Source organism: Kribbella sp. NPDC023855 (genome assembly GCF_040639475.1).
Taxonomy (GTDB): domain Bacteria; phylum Actinomycetota; class Actinomycetes; order Propionibacteriales; family Kribbellaceae; genus Kribbella.
This window is the reverse complement of the sequence record NZ_JBFAAA010000001.1, coordinates 1-18203: the sequence shown is the minus strand read 5'-3', so window position 1 is coordinate 18203 and position 18203 is coordinate 1. Positions and strand designations below refer to the sequence as shown.

General features: G+C 67.8%; 17 protein-coding genes. 6 read left to right on the top strand and 11 right to left on the bottom strand.

Annotated elements, in window-relative coordinates; all coding sequences use genetic code 11:
* Positions 1–29: 29 nt before the first annotated feature.
* The 4 genes from AB0F51_RS00085 to AB0F51_RS00070 all read right to left on the bottom strand — a co-directional run bounded on the left by AB0F51_RS00085 (position 30) and on the right by AB0F51_RS00070 (position 3870).
* The gene (locus tag AB0F51_RS00085; protein ID WP_360271599.1) at positions 30–1160 is read right to left on the bottom strand and encodes a hypothetical protein; all 1131 of its coding nucleotides are present in this window, start codon (positions 1158–1160) and stop codon (positions 30–32) included.
* Positions 1161–1338: 178 nt separating this feature from the next.
* A complete protein-coding gene (locus AB0F51_RS00080) occupies positions 1339–1788 on the bottom strand; it encodes a VOC family protein (RefSeq protein WP_360271596.1) in 450 nt (149 codons plus the stop codon).
* A gap of 23 nt (positions 1789–1811) precedes the next feature.
* Positions 1812–2336, bottom strand: a complete 525-nt coding sequence (locus AB0F51_RS00075; protein ID WP_360271593.1) for a TetR/AcrR family transcriptional regulator — start codon at positions 2334–2336, stop codon at positions 1812–1814.
* Between the two features lie 829 nt (positions 2337–3165).
* Positions 3166–3870, bottom strand: coding sequence for a TetR/AcrR family transcriptional regulator (locus tag AB0F51_RS00070; protein ID WP_360271590.1), 705 nt, complete (start codon positions 3868–3870; stop codon positions 3166–3168).
* A 101-nt stretch (positions 3871–3971) separates the two neighbouring features.
* On the opposite strand from AB0F51_RS00070, the gene AB0F51_RS00065 reads away from it, so the two are divergent.
* On the top strand, positions 3972–5429 hold the full coding sequence (locus tag AB0F51_RS00065) for an MFS transporter (RefSeq protein WP_360271588.1): 1458 nt from the start codon (positions 3972–3974) through the stop codon (positions 5427–5429).
* 63 nt (positions 5430–5492) lie between these two features.
* Here the strand turns inward: AB0F51_RS00065 and erpA are convergent, their stop codons facing one another.
* Together erpA and AB0F51_RS00055 are read right to left on the bottom strand one after the other, a co-directional pair.
* Positions 5493–5870 carry an iron-sulfur cluster insertion protein ErpA gene (gene erpA / locus AB0F51_RS00060; protein ID WP_360271585.1) on the bottom strand — a complete coding sequence of 126 codons (378 nt, stop codon included), beginning with the start codon at positions 5868–5870 and terminating at the stop codon, positions 5493–5495.
* Positions 5871–6076: 206 nt separating this feature from the next.
* On the bottom strand, positions 6077–7171 hold the full coding sequence (locus AB0F51_RS00055) for a glycerate kinase (RefSeq protein WP_360271583.1): 1095 nt from the start codon (positions 7169–7171) through the stop codon (positions 6077–6079).
* 86 nt (positions 7172–7257) lie between these two features.
* Between AB0F51_RS00055 and nfi the strand changes: the two genes are divergently transcribed.
* Genes nfi through nadA form a run of 3 tightly spaced genes read left to right on the top strand, consistent with a single transcriptional unit; the run spans position 7258 to position 9899 of the window.
* On the top strand, positions 7258–7911 hold the full coding sequence (nfi, locus tag AB0F51_RS00050) for a deoxyribonuclease V (protein ID WP_360271580.1): 654 nt from the start codon (positions 7258–7260) through the stop codon (positions 7909–7911).
* 58 nt (positions 7912–7969) lie between these two features.
* A complete protein-coding gene (locus tag AB0F51_RS00045) occupies positions 7970–8671 on the top strand; it encodes an MBL fold metallo-hydrolase (RefSeq protein WP_360271577.1) in 702 nt (233 codons plus the stop codon).
* Between the two features lie 46 nt (positions 8672–8717).
* Positions 8718–9899: a quinolinate synthase NadA gene (nadA, locus tag AB0F51_RS00040; protein WP_360271574.1), complete on the top strand. Its 1182-nt coding sequence runs from the start codon at positions 8718–8720 to the stop codon at positions 9897–9899.
* 97 nt (positions 9900–9996) lie between these two features.
* On the opposite strand, the gene AB0F51_RS00035 is transcribed toward nadA, so the two are convergent.
* The 5 genes from AB0F51_RS00035 to AB0F51_RS00015 all read right to left on the bottom strand — a co-directional run bounded on the left by AB0F51_RS00035 (position 9997) and on the right by AB0F51_RS00015 (position 14161).
* Positions 9997–11187: a glycosyltransferase family 4 protein gene (locus AB0F51_RS00035; RefSeq protein WP_360271571.1), complete on the bottom strand. Its 1191-nt coding sequence runs from the start codon at positions 11185–11187 to the stop codon at positions 9997–9999.
* The gene (locus tag AB0F51_RS00030; protein ID WP_360271568.1) at positions 11187–11603 is read right to left on the bottom strand and encodes an adenylyltransferase/cytidyltransferase family protein; all 417 of its coding nucleotides are present in this window, start codon (positions 11601–11603) and stop codon (positions 11187–11189) included. Before AB0F51_RS00030 ends, AB0F51_RS00035 begins: the two co-directional genes overlap by 1 nt.
* Positions 11603–12352, bottom strand: coding sequence for a CDP-alcohol phosphatidyltransferase family protein (locus tag AB0F51_RS00025; protein WP_360271565.1), 750 nt, complete (start codon positions 12350–12352; stop codon positions 11603–11605). Before AB0F51_RS00025 ends, AB0F51_RS00030 begins: the two co-directional genes overlap by 1 nt.
* A complete protein-coding gene (locus AB0F51_RS00020; RefSeq protein WP_360271562.1) occupies positions 12349–12777 on the bottom strand; it encodes an adenylyltransferase/cytidyltransferase family protein in 429 nt (142 codons plus the stop codon). Before AB0F51_RS00020 ends, AB0F51_RS00025 begins: the two co-directional genes overlap by 4 nt.
* Positions 12778–12937: 160 nt before the next feature.
* Entirely contained in the window at positions 12938–14161 is a 1224-nt protein-coding gene (locus AB0F51_RS00015; protein WP_360274520.1) for a glycosyltransferase, read from the bottom strand.
* Positions 14162–14321: 160 nt separating this feature from the next.
* On the opposite strand from AB0F51_RS00015, the gene AB0F51_RS00010 reads away from it, so the two are divergent.
* Positions 14322–16001 carry a right-handed parallel beta-helix repeat-containing protein gene (locus AB0F51_RS00010; protein WP_360271559.1) on the top strand — a complete coding sequence of 560 codons (1680 nt, stop codon included), beginning with the start codon at positions 14322–14324 and terminating at the stop codon, positions 15999–16001.
* A 234-nt stretch (positions 16002–16235) separates the two neighbouring features.
* Entirely contained in the window at positions 16236–17963 is a 1728-nt protein-coding gene (locus AB0F51_RS00005; protein ID WP_360271556.1) for a right-handed parallel beta-helix repeat-containing protein, read from the top strand.
* Positions 17964–18203 lie beyond the last annotated feature (240 nt).

Below are 18203 nucleotides of genomic sequence, written 5' to 3'. Positions count from 1 at the left end.
CGGCCTAGGAGTCGACCGAGCAGCGTGGCTCACGGCTCCCAGAGCAGTGTTTCCAAGGCGGCTGTCAGTCGAGAACGCGTCGGGGCGTGACTCTCGGCGAGCTCGATGAGGTCGTCGTTGCGGCTGGCCAAGTCGTTGAGTGCTGCCTCGGCCTCGCGCTCGTCGCGAATCATCGCCGCGGCCAGTCGGCTGGCTGGGTCGCTCAGGTGATGGTCTGGAACCGAGTGGTCAGACAGTGCCGCAAGAAGCAACAACATGCGCTGCTCAGCTTGCGAAACTGACGGCCATAGTCGCACGAGGCCTTCTGCCGCGCTCCCTACCGTGGCTCGCACCTCGGCGTGGTGGGCGTCCGGCCGGTACCCGTAGGCCTCGGCCTTCGCCGCCTCACAACCGGCGAGGAACAGGGTGTACAGAAGGCTCAGTCGCCGCTTGGGGGCGAGCTGCGGGGCCATAGCCAGCTGAGCCAAGAGTTGCAAGGCCGGCGCCGAGGAACTGTAGGTACTGCCCTGATGGAGCACCGCGCCGATGAACTCAGTGTGCAGTTCATCCCAGTTGTCGCCATTGGCGGCCAGTCCTCGGATCAGTTCCGGAACGTCTGATGCGGGACCGTAGGCATGTGTCAGTTCGCCCCAGTCCACGCTTTCGATCCCGCTCACTGCGACGGCATCGCCGGGACCGTCCGGGAGCGTCTCGTCGACGGACCGTTCCTCCTGCGCTCCTGTCCGGCCCGGACTGGCTTGAAGGGCAGCCAAGCGTCGCTCGTGCGCGGTCGTCTCATCCAGGTCGTGCTCGAGCCCTTCGCGCGTGAAAGACCGCAGCAGGAGGTCGGTGGCGCCGCCTCCGCTGCTCGCCGTACGGCCATGTAGTCGCTCCGCGAGTCGCCGCACAGCCTGGTCCTCCTGAGCGCGCCACCAATCCTCGTCCGCGTCGGGCACGGGACCTGTCGCGACGGAGAAGACGTCCCATTGCCCTTGCTCGTCGGGGCGCAGAGATGGCTTGCCGTACCAAACACTCGACGGATCTTTGCTGAAATGGTCCACCTCCCTGATGGCCACGAGCCGGTGCCCACGGAAGGCCAGTGCTCCGGCCAGCTCCTCCGCAGCGACCCTGGTCGGGACCGTGACGCGGAAACTCTGCGACGAAGACGGCATGTGCGGCATGCGACCGTGAACCTCCTTGCAGGGCACCGTGGGAATCTTCCCGAACGGTATCCCCCGGACGGGCCGACCTTGGGTTAGACGGGCAGCAAGGCGGTGAGTGCGCCGAGCGACAGGACATAGTCGGGTCTGCTCGGCTTGCTTACGCTCAGCGGAGGCTCGGAGGGTCTGGAAATCGGCACTATGTCCTGTCGGTCGGGACAGTGTTCGGGGCGAAGAGCTCGAGTTGGATGTTGTCCTGGTCGCGGAAGACGAGCACCGACGCATAGGGCTCGTCGGCGATGGGTGACTGGGTCAGCGGCTTGTCGGCCGTGTCCGCGCGCACCACGCCGTGTGCCTCGAGGTGGTCCTGCCACTGCTCGAGATCGGCGCGGGTGCCGACCGTGAAGCCGGCGTGGTCGAGTCCGGTCGTCGTCTCGGCGCTGAGCCGGCCGTCGTTGGCCTCGTGCCGGTGCAGCGCGATCATCAACCGGTGGTCCGCGTCGGCCAGGATCCGCCCGACGCCGCCGCGATGCGGGATGTCCATGACCGGGTGAACGTCGAAGACCTCGCCGTACCAGGAGACGCTGGCCTCCAGATCGGTCACGGTGAGGGCCAGATGGTGGAGCGTGGGCTGGGTGACTGTGGACATGATTGCCCCCTTCAGGTACTTGCTCACGCCTTCGCGTAGCGAGCAAGGAACATCTGCGTCACGTCCTCGACGAGCCGGGTCCACCGGTCGCCACCAGGCTCGTTGGAGACCTGCTGATCGACCAGACCGGTCGTGATGGCGGTCCAGATGTCGAGGTACTTCGGATCGTGCACGCCGTTGCGTGCGAGGAGCTCGCGGGTGTTCGCCAGGGCGCTCACGGCAAGCTCATAGGACTCCGGCGACGGCGTGAACCCGGGCACGGAACGCTGGAACAGCAACTGGTACCGCGGTACATCCTCAACACAGAACCGCACAAAGGCCTCAGCGTCGGCCAACAGATCCCGCGCCGGATCATCCGTGACCGGTAGGGCGGCCTTCACCTCGACAAAGGCCCGCGCGGCCTCAGCGAACATGGCGTCGAAGATCGCATTCTTCGACTCGAAGTACGCGTAGACGGTCGGCGTCGTGATCCCGGCCCGCCGAGCCAACTCCCGCAACGACAACGCCGCCAGCCCGTCCTCCCGAACCAACTCCCACGCAGCCGCCAACACAGAAGCCCGAGCACTCTCCCGCCGAGCCTCCCGCCACCCCCCACTTTCTTTCTTTAACACAGTCAGCATTATTTGCACGCCGTATAAATTTTGTCAACAGGCACATCTCCCCACCCGCACTCACATCGCGGGGCCGGCGCATCGTGCCCACCCCACCCTCCGAGCACTGAGCGCCCACCGGCACAGCCGTATTGCTCGATCCGTTCCGACGAACCGGTCAAGCCCTCGCTGCGGGATGAGTGTCCCGATCGACAGGACGTAGTCCCACCCGCCGCGCAGCGCCACGCTCAGCGGCGCTCTGGTGAGCGAGCAAAACGGCACTACATCCTGTCCGTCGGGACTCAACCCGCTGCGGAAGACCTCGCAACACGAGCCTCACCCATGCGCATCCACCACCCACAGGTCGGGCGGGCCCACACGCCAGCCCGCGACGCGAGCACAACTGGGCGGGCGCAACACACCGACGACCCCACGCGACCCGAGTCAGCTACCCGGGCGACCAGCACCCCAGAGGTTCGGGTGGGCACAACGCGCCAGCCCGGAACACGAGCACGGGTGGGTGCCACACACCGACCACCCCACCGACCCGAGTCAGCTACCCAGGCGACCCGCACCCCAGAGGTCCGGGCGGGCACGACGCGCCAGCCCGGAACACGAGCACGGGTGGGTGCAAGACACCAACCACCCCACGCGACCCGAGTCAGCTACCCGGGCGACCAGCACCCCACAGGTCCGGGCGGGCACAACGCGCCAGCCCGGAACACGAGCACGGGTGGGTGCAATACATCAGCCCGTACAGCTTGAGGCGACCAGCTCCGCCGGTAAGTCAGTTTTCGGCCAGTGTTGCCAGGCCGGCGACGATTACCTGCATGCCGAATTCGAACCGCTCATCCCCGAGCGCGCCGGTGGTGAGGGCGCCGGCCAGGGCGACCGTGACCGGGAACTTGTCCGGCGGCAGGCCCTCGAAGAACTGCCGCAGCTCGCTGACGAATCGGGTCACATCCTTCTCGGTCCACCCGGACGCCCCCTGGACGCTCTCCTCGAACGCCGTCGCGGTCACGAAGAGCCCGATCATGTCGACTGCCCACGCGGCGGCCTGATCCGGCAATCCGCCGGCCTTGAGGATCGCGAGCATGCTCTCCGTACTCCGCAGCGCGCGTTCCCCGAGCGGCACCTGACCGATCGCGGCCCGGGCCACCCCTGGATAGGCCCGCATCACCGTGACCATCGACCGCATCGCGGCCTTCAACTGCTCCTGCCAACGCTCCGGGTCGGCCTCCTGGATCTCGATTCCCTCGGCCGCCCGGTCGACCAGCAACTGGTCGAGCTCCCTCTTGTTGGCGACATGCGCGTAGAGCGAAGCCGGTCCGGTGTTGAGCATCTGGGCGACCTTGCGCATCGACACGGCCTCGTACCCCTGCTCGAGCAGCACCTCCATCGCGGCGTCGACGATCCGCTCCCGGGTCAGCGGCTCACGGACCCGGCGGGCCGGCTTCTCGGGGCTGATCGGCTGCCACGGCGATTGGTTCATGCGGTCACTCTAGCGAACGGCGTACTTGACGGGAACAGTGTTCGTGTGTAGAACAGTGTTCGTCAACGAACACCGTTCGAAATCAGAAAGGGGCGCCATCGATGAGCTCCTCAACCACCGTCAGCCCGCCCGGGACCGGCACCGCACCACCTGAGGGCGGCACACCGGCGTACAAGTGGCGCTGGATCGTGCTCGGGACCGTGCTGGTCGCCGAGATCATGGACCTGGTCGACGCGACGATCGTGAACATCGCGGCGCCCTCCATCCGCGCCGAGCTGGGCGGGTCGGAGGCCGCCATGCAGTGGATGCTGGCCGGCTACACCCTCGCGTTCGCGATCGGCCTGATCTCCTTCGGCCGTCTCGGCGACCTGGTCGGGCGCCGTCGGCTGTTTATCATCGGCGCCGTCGGCTTCACCCTTGCCTCAGCCATCTGCGGACTGGCCACCTCACCGGAGATGCTGATCGGCAGCCGGATCGCGCAAGGTCTGCTGGGAGCGGTGATGATCCCGCAGGGCTTCGCGATCCTGAAGGCGGTCTTCCCACCGCAGGAGATCGGCAAGGCCTTCAGCCTGTTCGGTCCGGTGATGGGCTTGTCCGCCGTGGCCGGCCCGATCATCGCGGGGGTGCTGATCGACGTGGACTGGTTCGGTACCGGCTGGCGGATGATCTTCTTCATCAACGTCCCGATTGGCGTCCTGGCCCTGTTCGGCGCCCTGCGCTACATGCCCGAGGTGAAGACTGCGGGTGCATCCCGGCTCGACCTCCCCGGCGTGATCCTGGTCAGCCTGGCCTCCGGGCTGCTGATCTACCCGCTGGTGCAAGGTCGCGAGCTCGGTTGGCCGGCCTGGTCGATCGTGATGTTGGTCTCGTCCGTGGCCGTGTTCGCTCTGTTCGGCTGGCGCGAGCGCAGGTCCGGCAATCCGGTCATCGACCCGTCGCTGTTCCGCAGCCGCGGGTACGTCGCGGGACTCGGCGTGATCACCACGTTCTTCCTGGCGATGTCCGGCTTCACCCTGGTGTTCAACCTCTTCACCCAGCTCGGACTGCACTACAGCCCGCTGAAGGCCGGCCTCGCCATGGTGCCGTTCTCGCTCGGGATCGCGATCGGCGCACCGCTGTCCGGCGGGCTGCTGGCGCCCCGCTGGGGACGCAAGGCGCTGCAGCTGGGAATCGTGGTGATGACGCTGGCGATGGTCGGGGTCTGGTTCACTCTGCACACCTACGGTGACGCGACAACGGTCTGGAACCTCGTACCGGCCACGCTGGCCACCGGGATCGGCGCAGGCATGGTGTTCGCTCCGCTGTTCGACATCATCCTGGCCTCGATCGACGACCAGGCGGCGGGCTCGGCGTCCGGCGTACTGACCGCGATGCAGCAGTTCGGCGGCGCGATCGGCGTGGCCGTGATCGGCACGATCTTCTTCCAGCTGCTCCCGGCCCACCAGTTCCTCGGCGCCACCAAGTCGGCCACCCTGGTCGCCGTCGCCCTCTTCGTCGTCAGCCTCCTGGTCACCTTCGCCCTCCCCCAGCGAGCCCGCGAGGAGACGTCAGCGCACTAGCCCGGCCCCAAGGCATGCCGAAGCCCCGCTCACCCGAGGGTGAGCGGGGCTTCGGTGTGGTGCTTAGTTGAACGAGTCGCCGCAGGCGCAGGAGCCGGTGGCGTTCGGGTTGTCGATCGTGAAGCCCTGCTTCTCGATCGTGTCCACGAAGTCGATCGAGGCGCCCTTGAGGTACGGGGAGCTCATCCGGTCCGTGACCACGCTGACGCCACCGAAGTCGGTCACCACGTCGCCGTCGAGCTGACGCTCGTCGAAGAACAGCTGGTACCGCAGGCCCGAGCAGCCGCCCGGCTGCACGGCGACCCGCAGGGCGAGGTCATCGCGGCCTTCCTGCTCCAGCAGCGCCTTCACCTTGGCGGCGGCGCCGTCGGTCAGCTGGATGCCGCTGGCCGTGGTGGTGCCCTCCGCAGTCTGCACTGCCTCGGTCTGCGCTTCAGTCATTCCTGACTCCAGTCATCTCATATGCGCCCGGCCGCTCTGGGCAGGCGGCCACGCGCGGAAAGTCCGCTGTCATTCGGGGCAACATCAGCCGGTCCCGAACCATTCCCATGGTCGCACACCATTTTCAGGGATCAACTTCGCGCCACCCGCTGGAACAGCCGGTACGCCGTACCCGCCGCCCCGAGCGGGTCAAGGTGGCGAGCGTCTCAGCGGGCCCAGGTCTTGGCGACGCGCTCGGCGACGGTGGCCAGCGAGCCGTGCGGGTCGGCAAAGGCGCGCTCCTCGCCGACCGCGTCGACCAGCGAGTACGCCGACTCGACGCCCATCGTGCGCATCTCCCGAGCTCCGATCTGGACCTTCCCGGCCAGCACCACACACGGCCGCATCGCGTCGTTCGCGACCTTCGCCACCCCGGAGATGACCTTGCCGTCACGGGACTGGAAGTCGAACGCCCCCTCCCCCGTCAGCACCAGGTCGACCTGCCCGGCCTTCACCTCGAGCCCGGTCAGCGTCGCGACCAGATCGATCCCCGAGACCCGCTCGGCGCCGAGCAGCAGCAAGGCATACCCGAGCCCGCCCGCGGCGCCCGCGCCCTTCTGGTCAGCCGTCTTGCGTCCAGCCAGCTCCGCGAACCTGGTCAGATAACCGTCGACCGCAGGCTTCCGGTCGTCCGTGATGCCCTTTTGAGTCCCGAAGATGTTCGTCGCGCCCCGCAGCCCGAGCATCGGGTTCTCCACGTCACTCGCCGCCACGAACTCGACCCCGGCCAGCCGCGTCCGCGCCGGCTCCAGGTCCACCTCGGTCAGCTCGGCGAGCCCCTTGGCCCCGGCCTCGAGGCTGCGGCCGACCGCCGTGGCACCCAGCGCCGCGAGCAGTCCAGCACCGGCGTCATTCGTGCCCGAGCCACCAAGGCCGAGGATGATCCGCTTCGCACCGGCGTCCACGGCCGCGGCGATCAACTGACCCACGCCGTACGTCGAAGCGTCTTCCGGCCGCCGATCGGCCTTCTCGACGAGATGCAGACCACACGCCTGCGCAGTCTCGATGTACGCCGTCTCGCCGCCCACCAGCACGGTCGCCGGGACCTCCGCACCGAGCGGCCCACGCACGACCACCGAGAGCAGCCGCCCATCCACGACCGTCGACAGCACGTCGATGAAGCCGGGCCCGCCATCAGCCATCGGCGCGATCAGTACTTCGGCCTGCGGGTCCCGTCGCCGCCAGCCTTCCTCGATCGCGGCCGCGGCCTCGACGGCGGTCAACGTCCCAGCGAACTTGTCCGGAGCAATCAGCACGCGCATGCGCACATCCTCTCCTACCCCCGACCCGCGCTGCCGCCTGCGGGCCATCCCCCGGACAACCAGGCCGGCGCGGTAGCGTCCGCGGCGTGCACTGGCCGACGACAGCAACCGAAGCGATCGCAGTACAGGAGCAGCTCCGAGGTCGCGTCGACACGACCGGACCTGGGCCGTCGCCGGCTGACACGCAGTACGTCGCCGGCCTCGATGTCGCGTACGACGGTGACGCCCTGGCCGCCGCGATCGTCGTCCTCGACGGCCACTCGTTGACCGAGGTTGACCGGGCGATCGTGCTCGGCCGCACGGCCTTTCCCTATGTCCCGGGCCTCTTCGCCTTCCGCGAGATCCCCGCCCTCCTGGATGCCCTGGACAAGCTGACAGTCACCCCCGACTTGCTCGTCTGCGACGGCCAAGGCCTGGCCCACCCGCGACGCTTCGGCCTTGCCTGCCACCTCGGCGTACTGACCGGCTTGCCGACGATCGGCGTCGCCAAGACCGCCTTCGTCGGCACGTACGCCGAGCCCGGCCCTCAGCGCGGCGACTCCTCCGACTTGGTTCTGGACGACGAGGTCGTGGGCCAGGTCCTCCGGACTCAAACCAAGGTGAACCCCGTCTTCGTGTCAGTCGGCCACCGGGTCAGCCTGCCCAACGCTGTCGCCCACGCGCTCCACCTCACCCCGCAGTACCGCCTGCCCGAAACCACCCGCGCCGCCGACCACGCCTGCCGCCAGGCGCTGTCCTGACTGTCTGCTGTCCGCAGATCTCCTTCGCTGGTGGCGCACCCCGACCTAGCCTCGCGCTATGCAGATCGAACAACTCACGCCTGAGCTGCATCTCCTCCGTTTCGACGTCGGCCAGGCGTACCTCTGGCAGGACGAGGACAGCCTCAGCCTCATCGACACGGGACCGATCGGGATGGGCGAGGCGATCCGGCTGGCGATCAAGGACCTCGGCCGCGATCCCGCCGAGCTGCGCCGGATCGTGCTCACCCACGCGCACGGCGACCACGCGGGATCCGCCGCCGAGATCAGGCAGTGGAGTGATGCACCGCTGCTCGTCCACCGGTACGACGTTCCGCTGGTCGAAGGCGTGGCGCCGATCCCGCCGCCCGTGCTGCTCGATTGGGAGCGGCCCCTGTTCGCGGAAGTGGACGGGCATCTCGCCGCGCCCCCGATCGCGGTGGACACCGAGCTGGCCGACGGCGACGTCCTCGACTTCGGCGGCGGTGCGCAGGTCATCTCCATCCCGGGGCACACCGAGGGCAGCATCGCTGTACACCTTCCGCAGCACGGCGTGCTCTTCACCGGCGACGCGGTGGCCGAGTACCAGGGCAACGTCATCCTCGGCGTCTTCAACCAGGACCGGACCGCGGCGATGCACTCGCTCAGCCGGCTGGCCGGCCTCGACACAGAGCTGCTGTGCTTCGGTCACGGGGAGCCAGTCCGCTCCGGCGGCACCGCGCGACTCCGGGAACTGGCGGCAATTTCGCATTCTGAGCAGTGACGTGCGACATGCGGGGGAAGAGGCCCGGCGTGGCACGATGGCTGACGTGACCACCATCGCTGAGGGCTCGAAGTCTCTTCCCCTGCTGTTCCTGGGCCGCGACACCGACCCGCACTCGGAGCGCGGAGTGGAGTGTCCCGGCGCGCTGCCGCCGGCCTCCGACCCGCATCTCGTCGAGCGGGCACTGAAGGCGAAGGCCGCGCTGGGCGACCAGGTGTTCGTCCTCGGCCACCACTACCAGCGCGACGAGGTGATCCAGTTCGCCGATGTCACGGGTGACTCGTTTAAACTCGCCCGCGACGCCGCGGCCCGGCCGGACGCGCCGTACATCGTCTTCTGCGGTGTGCACTTCATGGCCGAGTCCGCGGACATCCTGACCAACGAGAACCAGACGGTGATCCTGCCCGACCTCGCGGCAGGCTGCTCGATGGCCGACATGGCCCGCATCCAGCAGGTCGAGGCGGCCTGGGACGCGCTCGCCGACGCGGGTGTCGCGGACGTCACCGTGCCGGTCACCTACATGAACTCGAGCGCCGACATCAAGGCGTTCTGCGGCCGCAACGGCGGCGCAGTCTGTACGTCGAGCAACGCCGACGTCGCGCTCGACTGGGCCTTCCAGCAGGGCGAGAAGGTGCTCTTCCTGCCCGACCAGCACCTCGGTCGCAACACCGCCGTGCTGAAGATGGGCATCAGCCTCGACGAGTGCGTCGTCTACGACCCGCACAAGCCGGGCGGCGGGCTCACCAAGGAGCAGCTTGCCAAGGCCAAGATGATCCTGTGGCGCGGGCACTGCTCGGTGCACGGCCGCTTCACCGCCGCCTCGGTCGACGACGTGCGCAGCCGCGTCCCGGGCGTCAACGTCATCGTGCACCCCGAGTGCCAGCACGAGGTCGTCCTGAAGGCGGACCTGGTCGGCTCGACGGAGTACATCATCGAGACCATCGCGAAGGCCGAGCCCGGTACGTCGTGGGCCGTCGGCACCGAGCTCAACCTGGTCCAGCGGCTGGCCAAGCAGCACACCGACAAGAACATCGTCTTCCTCGACAAGACGGTCTGCTACTGCGCCACGATGAACCGCATCGACCTGCCTCACTTCGTCTGGGCGCTGGAGAACCTCGTCGCCGGCCACGTCGTCAACCCGATCAAGGTCGACGCCGACACCGAGAAGTACGCCAAGATCGCCCTAGACCGCATGCTCGCCCTCCCCGGCAAAACCGCCAAGGACTAACCACTGAGCAACTCGGCCTACCACCTGCTCGACACCGGGACGAGTCTCACCGACACCGAATCGGCCGGTGCTCGGGACGGCGGAGTACTGAATGCTGTCAGTGCGGTACGCGGGTTGTGTTGTACCAGGTGGCGAGGATGTCGGGGATTCGGTCGGGGGCCCAGCGGTTGACTGGTTCGATCCGGCCGGTGAGGGATGCGAGGCCCTTGGCCAGCTCGCCGACGACGTCGCCCCGCCACGGTACGACGGCGCCGTCCTCCGGCGCGACGATGACCGAAGGGCCCGCCCGGTCGACGCAAACCACCGGGCAACCGCTGGCCAGTGCCTCAGCCACCGCCCAGCCGGCTGCCTCGCGCATCGCGGGTGCCAGCAGGGCGTCAGCGCGGAGCAAAGCGGCGAGCACGTCCTCGCGCGGCAACTGCCCTACGAACTCCACCCGGTCCCGTACGCCGAGCTCTTCCGCGAGCCGCTCGGCGCGACGCCAGTCCGGGCCGTCGCCGATCACGCGGAGCTCCCAGCCGGCGGCTTCCGGACGAGCCAGGGCACTGATTGCCATCAGCAACCCTTTCCACGGGATCAGCCGGCCGACGAAGAGCGCGGTTTTGATGCCCGGGGCACCATAAGGCTCGCGTGGACCACTGGCCGCCGCGAACTGGCTGATCGCGACGTTCGGCTGGACGGTCACCTCGCGCGCGTACCGGCCGAAGTACTCGGCCACATCCTTGTTCTGGGCAACGACCAGATCGGCGCTCTGGGCAAGCTTCCGGCCGACCACTCGGCGCAGCAGCCCGGTGTAACCCCGGCGTACCAGTTCGTTCAGCAGGCCCTTCGAGCCGAGCCAGTGCGCCATCGACAGCGGCACCGTCGTCGAACCGCCGACCGGCCCCCAGATCACCTTCGCCGTCGACTCCTGAACCACGCCGGCCGGCATCCAGTCGGTCGCGAAGGTCAGGTGGTGGATGACGTCGAAGGAATGCTCGGCATGCAACCGGCGAGCCGTCCGCCCGGCGAGCCTCTGCCAGAGCGGGTAGTACCAGTACACGTCAGCGTGCCGGCGGCGAAGCTTGAGCAGCCACTTCGGCAGCTCCAGCGGTACGACGGTCAGCGACGGGATCGGCCGCGCGGCCAACTCCTCGGTGATCTCGTGCGCGAACTTGCCGCGAGTGATCAGCCAGACGTCATGATCGCGGGCCGCCGCCTTCGCCCAGGCCCAGCCGGCACCTGGTTCGGAACCACCCTTCGGCCGGCACGCATAAGCGCTCAGCAGGACCTTCGGCCGGGTCGACATCACAGCGTCCCCTCCAGGAGCCTCCGTAGATCCGTGCTCGAGGTGGAGGCCGTGTAGGGGAAGTAGTGCACGCTGGCACCGACCTCACCGAGCAGCTTCTCCAATCGGGTCCCCTTCTCGGTGCCCTTCCAGTCGTCACCCTTGAAGAGCACGTCGTAGCGCAACTGCTTCCACATCTCGAACTTGTCGCTGGACCAGTCGCTGACCACCTCGTCGACCAGGCCGATCGCCCGGACGACCTCCATCCGCTCGTCGTGCGGAACCACCGGCGGCCGGCCTTTGATCCTGGTCACCACGTCGTCCTCGACCACTCCTGCGATCAGGTAGTCGCAGTGCTCGCTGGCCCGGCGCAGGATGTTCAGGTGACCGATGTGGAACATGTCGTACACGCCCGGGGCGTAGCCGACCACGCCCATCAGCCGTTCACCTCGGTACGCCGCGGAGCCGGCTGCAACGCGGCCATTTCCCTGTACCACTTGGCGATCGCGAGCAGCAGGAAGAGCAGGTTCGCCGCCAGCAGTACGCCGTACAGGGCAGTGAAGAGGGTCGGCCAGCCGAAGGTCAGGAAGACCAGACACAGTACGCCGTAGTCGGTCGGTGCTATCAGCAACGACTTCAGCACCGAGTCGCCGCGCACGTTGGCCGTGCTGGCGCCGTGCCGGCGGCGGAGCTGGTCGATCAGGATCAGCCCGAAGAACATCACCGCCGACACGCACAGGTAGGCCAGCGGGACGAGCAGGACCAGTTCGTTGCTGAAGGCATCGAAGCGGTAGAGCGAGATCAGAACGGCGCTGTGCAGCAAGGCGATCTTGACGCAGTCGATCATGTGGTCGAGCCACTCACCCAGAGGCGAGCCGCCGCCGCGCAACCGGGCCAGCTGCCCGTCCGCGGAGTCGAAGGCGTAACCGAGCACCAGCAACGCGGTGACCGCCAGCGCGAGCGGCAGGCTCGGCTCGACGGTCGCTATCAGAACGATGCCGACCAGCGAACAGAATCCGCTGGTCAGGCTGACCTGGTTCGGCGTACGGCCGGCCAGGAACGCACCGGCGGCCAGGTAACGGCCGATCCGGCGATTGATGAACCGTGAGTACGCCGGTGTGCCGGCGGACGGCTTCTGCGCGCGTGACAGCTCCGCGACCACGTCGCCGATGGAGCGCCCGCTCATGCGACCGAACTGCGTGACTGCCGCTGGTCGATCGCGGCGCGCAGGATCTGGCTGCGGGAACCGCGGCCGGACGCCAGCACGCTGACCAGCCCGGCGGGCACCTCGTCGAGCTCGTCAGGACCCAGTACGCCGTCGGTCCCGTCGGCTGCGAAGACGGTGGCGACCCCCAGCTGACCGGTCAGCAACTCCGTCTCAACCCCGTCGACCACGACGACCTCGTCGACGCAGCGCAGCTGCTCGAGGATCTGCGCACGCTCGATGACCGGCACGAACGGCCGGGCACCCCAGGCATCAACGGCCCAGTCGTCGGTCAGCACGCCGACGACCAGCCGGTCGCACTGTTGTCTGGCTCGTTCCAGTACGTCGAGATGACCGACGTGGAACAGATCGAATACCCCGGTCAGATAGCCGATGCGTTGCGGCATCCTGTGCTCCCCCACTAAGCCCTCCCGGGCTCTGCCCCGTCGCCCCCCGGGCGAGTTGAACAACGAACTTCTGGCGAACATCCCGACAACCGGACCCCACCAGCGACCGACGTGACCCCCCACGTCTGCGCTGACCTTACACCGGGAGACGGGTCGTGCCCTAGCTACTCGGCGCACCGCGTGCCTGGCTGCGCCGACCGGTCCGCGGGCCTGTCCTTGGGTCGGCCGCGTGCCGGGCGATCGCATCGGCGTAGATCCTCTCCGTGGCCGCCAGGTCGCGCTCCGGAGTGAAGCGGTCGAGATACACCTGACGTGCTCGTTGGCCGAAGGTTACCGAAGTTCCACGCTCAGTTAGCAACCCCAGGGCCTTTCGGAGCGTCTCGGTGTCGCCCGGAGCGACCAATGCGCCCGTTTCCCCGTCGTCGACCAGCTCCGCCAGCGCTCCGATCCTGGACGCGACGACCGGTACTCCGTGCGCGAACGCCTCGATCACCACGAGCCCGAAAGTCTCATAAGACCGCGCCGGTACGACGACGGCGCGGGCGGACTGCAGTACCTCCATGCACTCGGCCCACGGCAACCCACCGAGCACCGTGACTGAAGGGTCTCGCCGGGCTCGCTCGTCCGCCTCGGCACGCAACGGCCCGTCCCCGACCACGACGAGCTGCCCCAGCGACGCATCCCAGGCTTCGAGCAGATCAGCGAAGCCCTTTTCCTCGGTCAAGCGCCCGAGAAAGACAACAGCCTCCCCCGCCCCTTCCCGTACTGCGCCCGAGTGGGCGACAGCATGTGGCTTCACGACGATCTGGTCGGCGTCGAACCCAGCGGCGACGTACCGGGAGCGGACGAACTCCGACGGCGCGATCAGTGTGGTGACGTAGCGCTGCCAGGTGTGGAGTGTGGTGTGCACGGTGATGCCGGCGACCAGGGGGAGGCTCTGCACCTTGGAGTCGCGATAGCAGCCGTGGACGGCGCCGCGCCACGGAATCCGCCCGACGCAGGACTCGCACGGCCCGCCGTCGCGCTGCAGCACTCCGTTGGCGCACATCAGCCGGAAGTTGTGGAGAGTGGCCACGACCGGCAGGTCCTGGCGCGCGGCGGCCCGGAGTACCGACGGGCTGAAAAGCGGGAATGTGTTGTGCACGTGCACGATGTCCGGACGCGCCGACTGCAATCGGAATGTTAAATCGCGTTCATCGGAAAATGACCAGATGGAGCGGAACGGTAACAGTGCGCGACGCTTTCGGCTCATCTGCGCAATGTCGTCGCTGTGCTGTGCGTACAAGTCGACGACATGTCCTGAGCTACGCAAAAGTTCAGCCGTTTGATCGACGACAGTGTTTTCGCCACTGGGTTGACCCGAACGATAACGGTTGTGCAACATGGCGACCCGCATGACACCACCTTAAGTCTCGCGGTGGTGACACCTGGTACATGACTGGCCGCACCTGGGGATGAATGACCGCGCGCCGAGACACCCGGAGGGTGCTTTGAGCAGGATTGGTTCGAGAAGGGTGTTGTTCGCAGCCCTTATCGCCACCGTGGTGGCTGTCGTTACAGTCACTTACCCCGTCATCTCTCATCAAAAGAACGCGGCATCCGCCGAGAAGTCACGCGACACCGCTCAGAACGGTCCGTCCGGTCCCGCGGTCCTCCCCTCGAAACACCCGACCGCGAAGACGACCGCCAAGCCGACCAAGGTTCCTGGCACCGTCTCGAGCAAGCCCCCGACCGTTGCACCGTCGAAGACGCCGAGCAGCAAGCCCACCAGCGCTCCCACGACGACGGAGCCGACCGCCACCACCCCGCCGACCAAGCCGGAGCCGTCTATCGACGAAACCGCAGCAGGACCCGCGGTCGCCGGCTCTTGTAGCGGTGTGGTGATCAAGCCGGGCCAGAACGCCCAGGCTGTGGTCAACTCCCAGCCCGTCGGTTCAACCCTCTGCTTCGCCGCCGGTTTGCACCGGATCAGTCAGACCATCCGGCCGAAGGCGAACATGACGATCGCCAGCTCGGCTCGCGCGGTCCTGACCGGTTCGGTGCCGCTCACCAGCTGGGCCAAGTCGGGCGCACTCTGGGTCAGCCGCGGCGCGTTGCCGGCGGCGTACGGGAAGAGCGGGCAGTGCGAGGACAACAAGGCGAACATCTGCCATCTGCGTGAGCAGGTCTACCTCGACGGCACCCACCTGACCCGGGTCGCCTCGGCCGCCGCGGTCAAGGCCGGCACGTTCTACGCCGACTATGCGGCCAACGCGATCTACCTGGGCAGCAACCCGGCTGGGCACGCGGTCGAGATGGCGAAGACCGCGACGGCGATCGAGTCCAACCAGCCCGGCGTCACCGTTCGCGGCCTGACCATCGAGCACTTCGCCAGCCCGGCCCAGGCCGGCGCGCTGGTCTCCGGCCCCGGCTGGACCGTCAAGGCCAACGAGGTGCGCTGGAACAAGTCGGTCGGCCTGATGCTGGTGAAGGCGAACAACGCCCGGATCGACCGCAACCTGGTGCACCACAACGGCCAGCTCGGCCTCGGGCAGTACAACTCGCTCAAGGCGAACGTCACCCGCAACGTGATCACGTCCAACAACACCGACGGCTTCTGGATCGCCGACTGGGAGTCGGGCGGGATGAAGTCGACCCGCTCGTCGGGCACCGTCAGCGGCAACCTGATCCGCGCCAACAAGGGCGTCGGGCTGTGGGCGGACGTCGCCGACGACGGCCGGGTGATCAGCTCCAACAAGATCACCGGCAACGCCGCCGACGGGATCCGGTTCGAGATCAGCCGCAACGGAGTGATCGAGAACAACACGATCACCGGCAACGGCTTCGGTACCGGCCGCGGCTCCGGCACCTCGCTGTGGGACGGCGGCGGTATCAACGTCAACACCTCGACGAACGTGACGATCCGGAACAACACCGTGTCCGGCAACGTCAACGGCATCTCGATCCAGTCCCGCACCCGGGGCGACGGGCCGTGGGGCCGCTACCTGCTCCGCAACGTGCACGTCACCGGCAACACGATCGGCATGACCGGCGGCACCCAGTCGACCGGCATGGTGCAGAACTCCGGCGCCGAGGTCCCGGCGGGCCAGCTGACCTTCAGCGGCAACCGCTACCTGCTGGACAAGCTGGCCGCCCAGCGGTTCGCGAAGTTCGGCACCAAGCTGAACGCCGTCGGCTGGCGCAGCGCCGGTCTCGACACCACCGGAAGTTTCCTCACCAGCTGAGTCCTGGCGCCGGCCCGATGCCCCAGGCCTTGCATCACGCAGCGCAACCTCGATGACAGAGCGCAATTGATGCACCCAGCAACAACAAACATGCCTGGGGCAACCGACCCGGAAGAATTGTTGGCCGACGCAACGACTTTGCGTATTGTCACGACTACTTGACGTAGTAGTCTTCTGGAGAAGGCCGCACCAGGGGGGTGCAGAAATGAAGTCCCTACCCCCGGAGGGTCGTCAGTGAAAAGATCAGTGACCATCATCTGCGTCGCGGCAGCCGGTGCGGTCGCCGTGACGGGGATCGTGGCCGGGACGCGCAGCAACAGCGCCTCGGCCTTCGGTGAGGGCAAGAGCGGCATCCTGCCGGGTGAGCACCCGCGCAAGCCCCGGCCGCGCCCCACCCCCGCCCCGACCACCCCGACGGTCAGCGTGCCCAGCACGCCCTTGCCTACACCCACGCCCACGCCGACTGTTTCCCCGAAGCCGACCGTCACGCCGACGCCCACTTTCACACCCACCCCGACGCCCACCCCGACGGTCTCCCCGAAGCCGACGCCGCCCCCGCTGCCCCCGGGCAGCTTCCCGGCCGGCCCTACGCTGGCACCGGCCTGCAACGGCACCACGATCACCACCGACCAGAACGCGGCCGACGTGATCGACAAAGCCGCGACCGGTACGACGTTCTGCTTCGCGGCCGGCCTGCACCGGATCGACCGCCCGTTGCGCCCGAAGGCGAACACGACCCTGGGTAGCGACGAGGGCGCAGTACTGACCGGCTCGGTTCCGCTGACCAGCTGGACCGCGGACAACGGCGACTGGGTCACCCGCGGCGCGCTGCCACCGGCGTACGGGATGACCGGGCAGTGTGAGGACAACGTCGCCAACATCTGCTACCTGCGCGAGCAGGTCTTCCTGAACGGCAAGCACCTGCAGCGGGTGAAGACCCGCGACAAGGTTGCTCCTGGCACCTTCTACGCCGACTACACCGGCAACGCGATCTACTTGGGCGACAACCCGCAGGGCAGGTCGGTGGAGATGTCCAAGACGAAGACCGCCATCGAGCCCGGCGGCACCAACGTCGCGGTGCATGGGCTGACGGTCGAACACTTCGCGAGCGCGCCCCAGGCCGGTGCGGTGGTGCTCGGCAGCGGCTGGCGGGTGTTCGCCAACGACATCCGCTGGAACCACGCGGTCGGCGCGATGCTGGTCAACGCCGACGGCGCGACGCTGGACAAGAACCTGATCCAGCACAACGGGCAGCTCGGCGTCGGCCAGTACAGCACCACCAACGGCAAGATCCTCGGCAACCAGGTGAGCAACAACAACACCGACGGCTTCTGGATCGCCGACTGGGAGTCCGGCGGGATCAAGACCACCTGGTCCACCAACGGCACGGTCGCGAGCAACCTGATCAAGGAGAACCGCGGCGTCGGGCTCTGGAGCGACGCGTACGACGACGGCCGGGTGTTCCGGGACAACCAGATCATCGACAACGCCGCCGACGGCATCCGCTACGAGATCGGCCGCAACGGTGTGATCGAGGACAACGTGATCACCGGCAACGGGCTGGGAACCGGTCGCGGGTCGGGCCGGTCGTTGTGGGACGGCGGCGGGATCAACGTGAACACCTCGACCAACGTGACGGTCCGCAACAACGTGCTGTCCGGCAACGTGAACGGCATCTCGATCCAGTCCCGCACCCGCGGCAACGGACCGTGGGGCCTGAACGTACTGCGCGACGTGATCGTCACCGGCAACAAGGTGACGATGCGCGGCGGCACGACGTCGACCGGCATGGTGCAGAACTCCGGCGCGGCGATCCCGTCCGGCGAGGTCGTACTGAAGGACAACAGCTACGTGCTCGACAGCCTGAGCGCGGACCGCTTCCAGAAGTTCGGCCAATGGTTCAGCGCCACCGAATGGCAAGCCGCCGGCCTCGACACCGGCAGCCAATTCACCACCGGCTAACCACGGACGACAGACCACGGGGCTGCCCCAGCGGCTATCCAGCGGCTGGGACAGCCCGCGGGGCAACGGCTGTCCAGCGGCTGGGCCGGCCCGTGAGGCAGCGGCTGTCCACCTCCCACCACGTCGCCCCCAGCGGGCGGCCGCCGCGAGCAGCATCTCGCGACGGCCGCCTCTGCCAACGCCGACCGCGGAATCTTCAACGACCTGCGCGGCGAGGCCAGGGTCGCCTGGGCCGGCCAG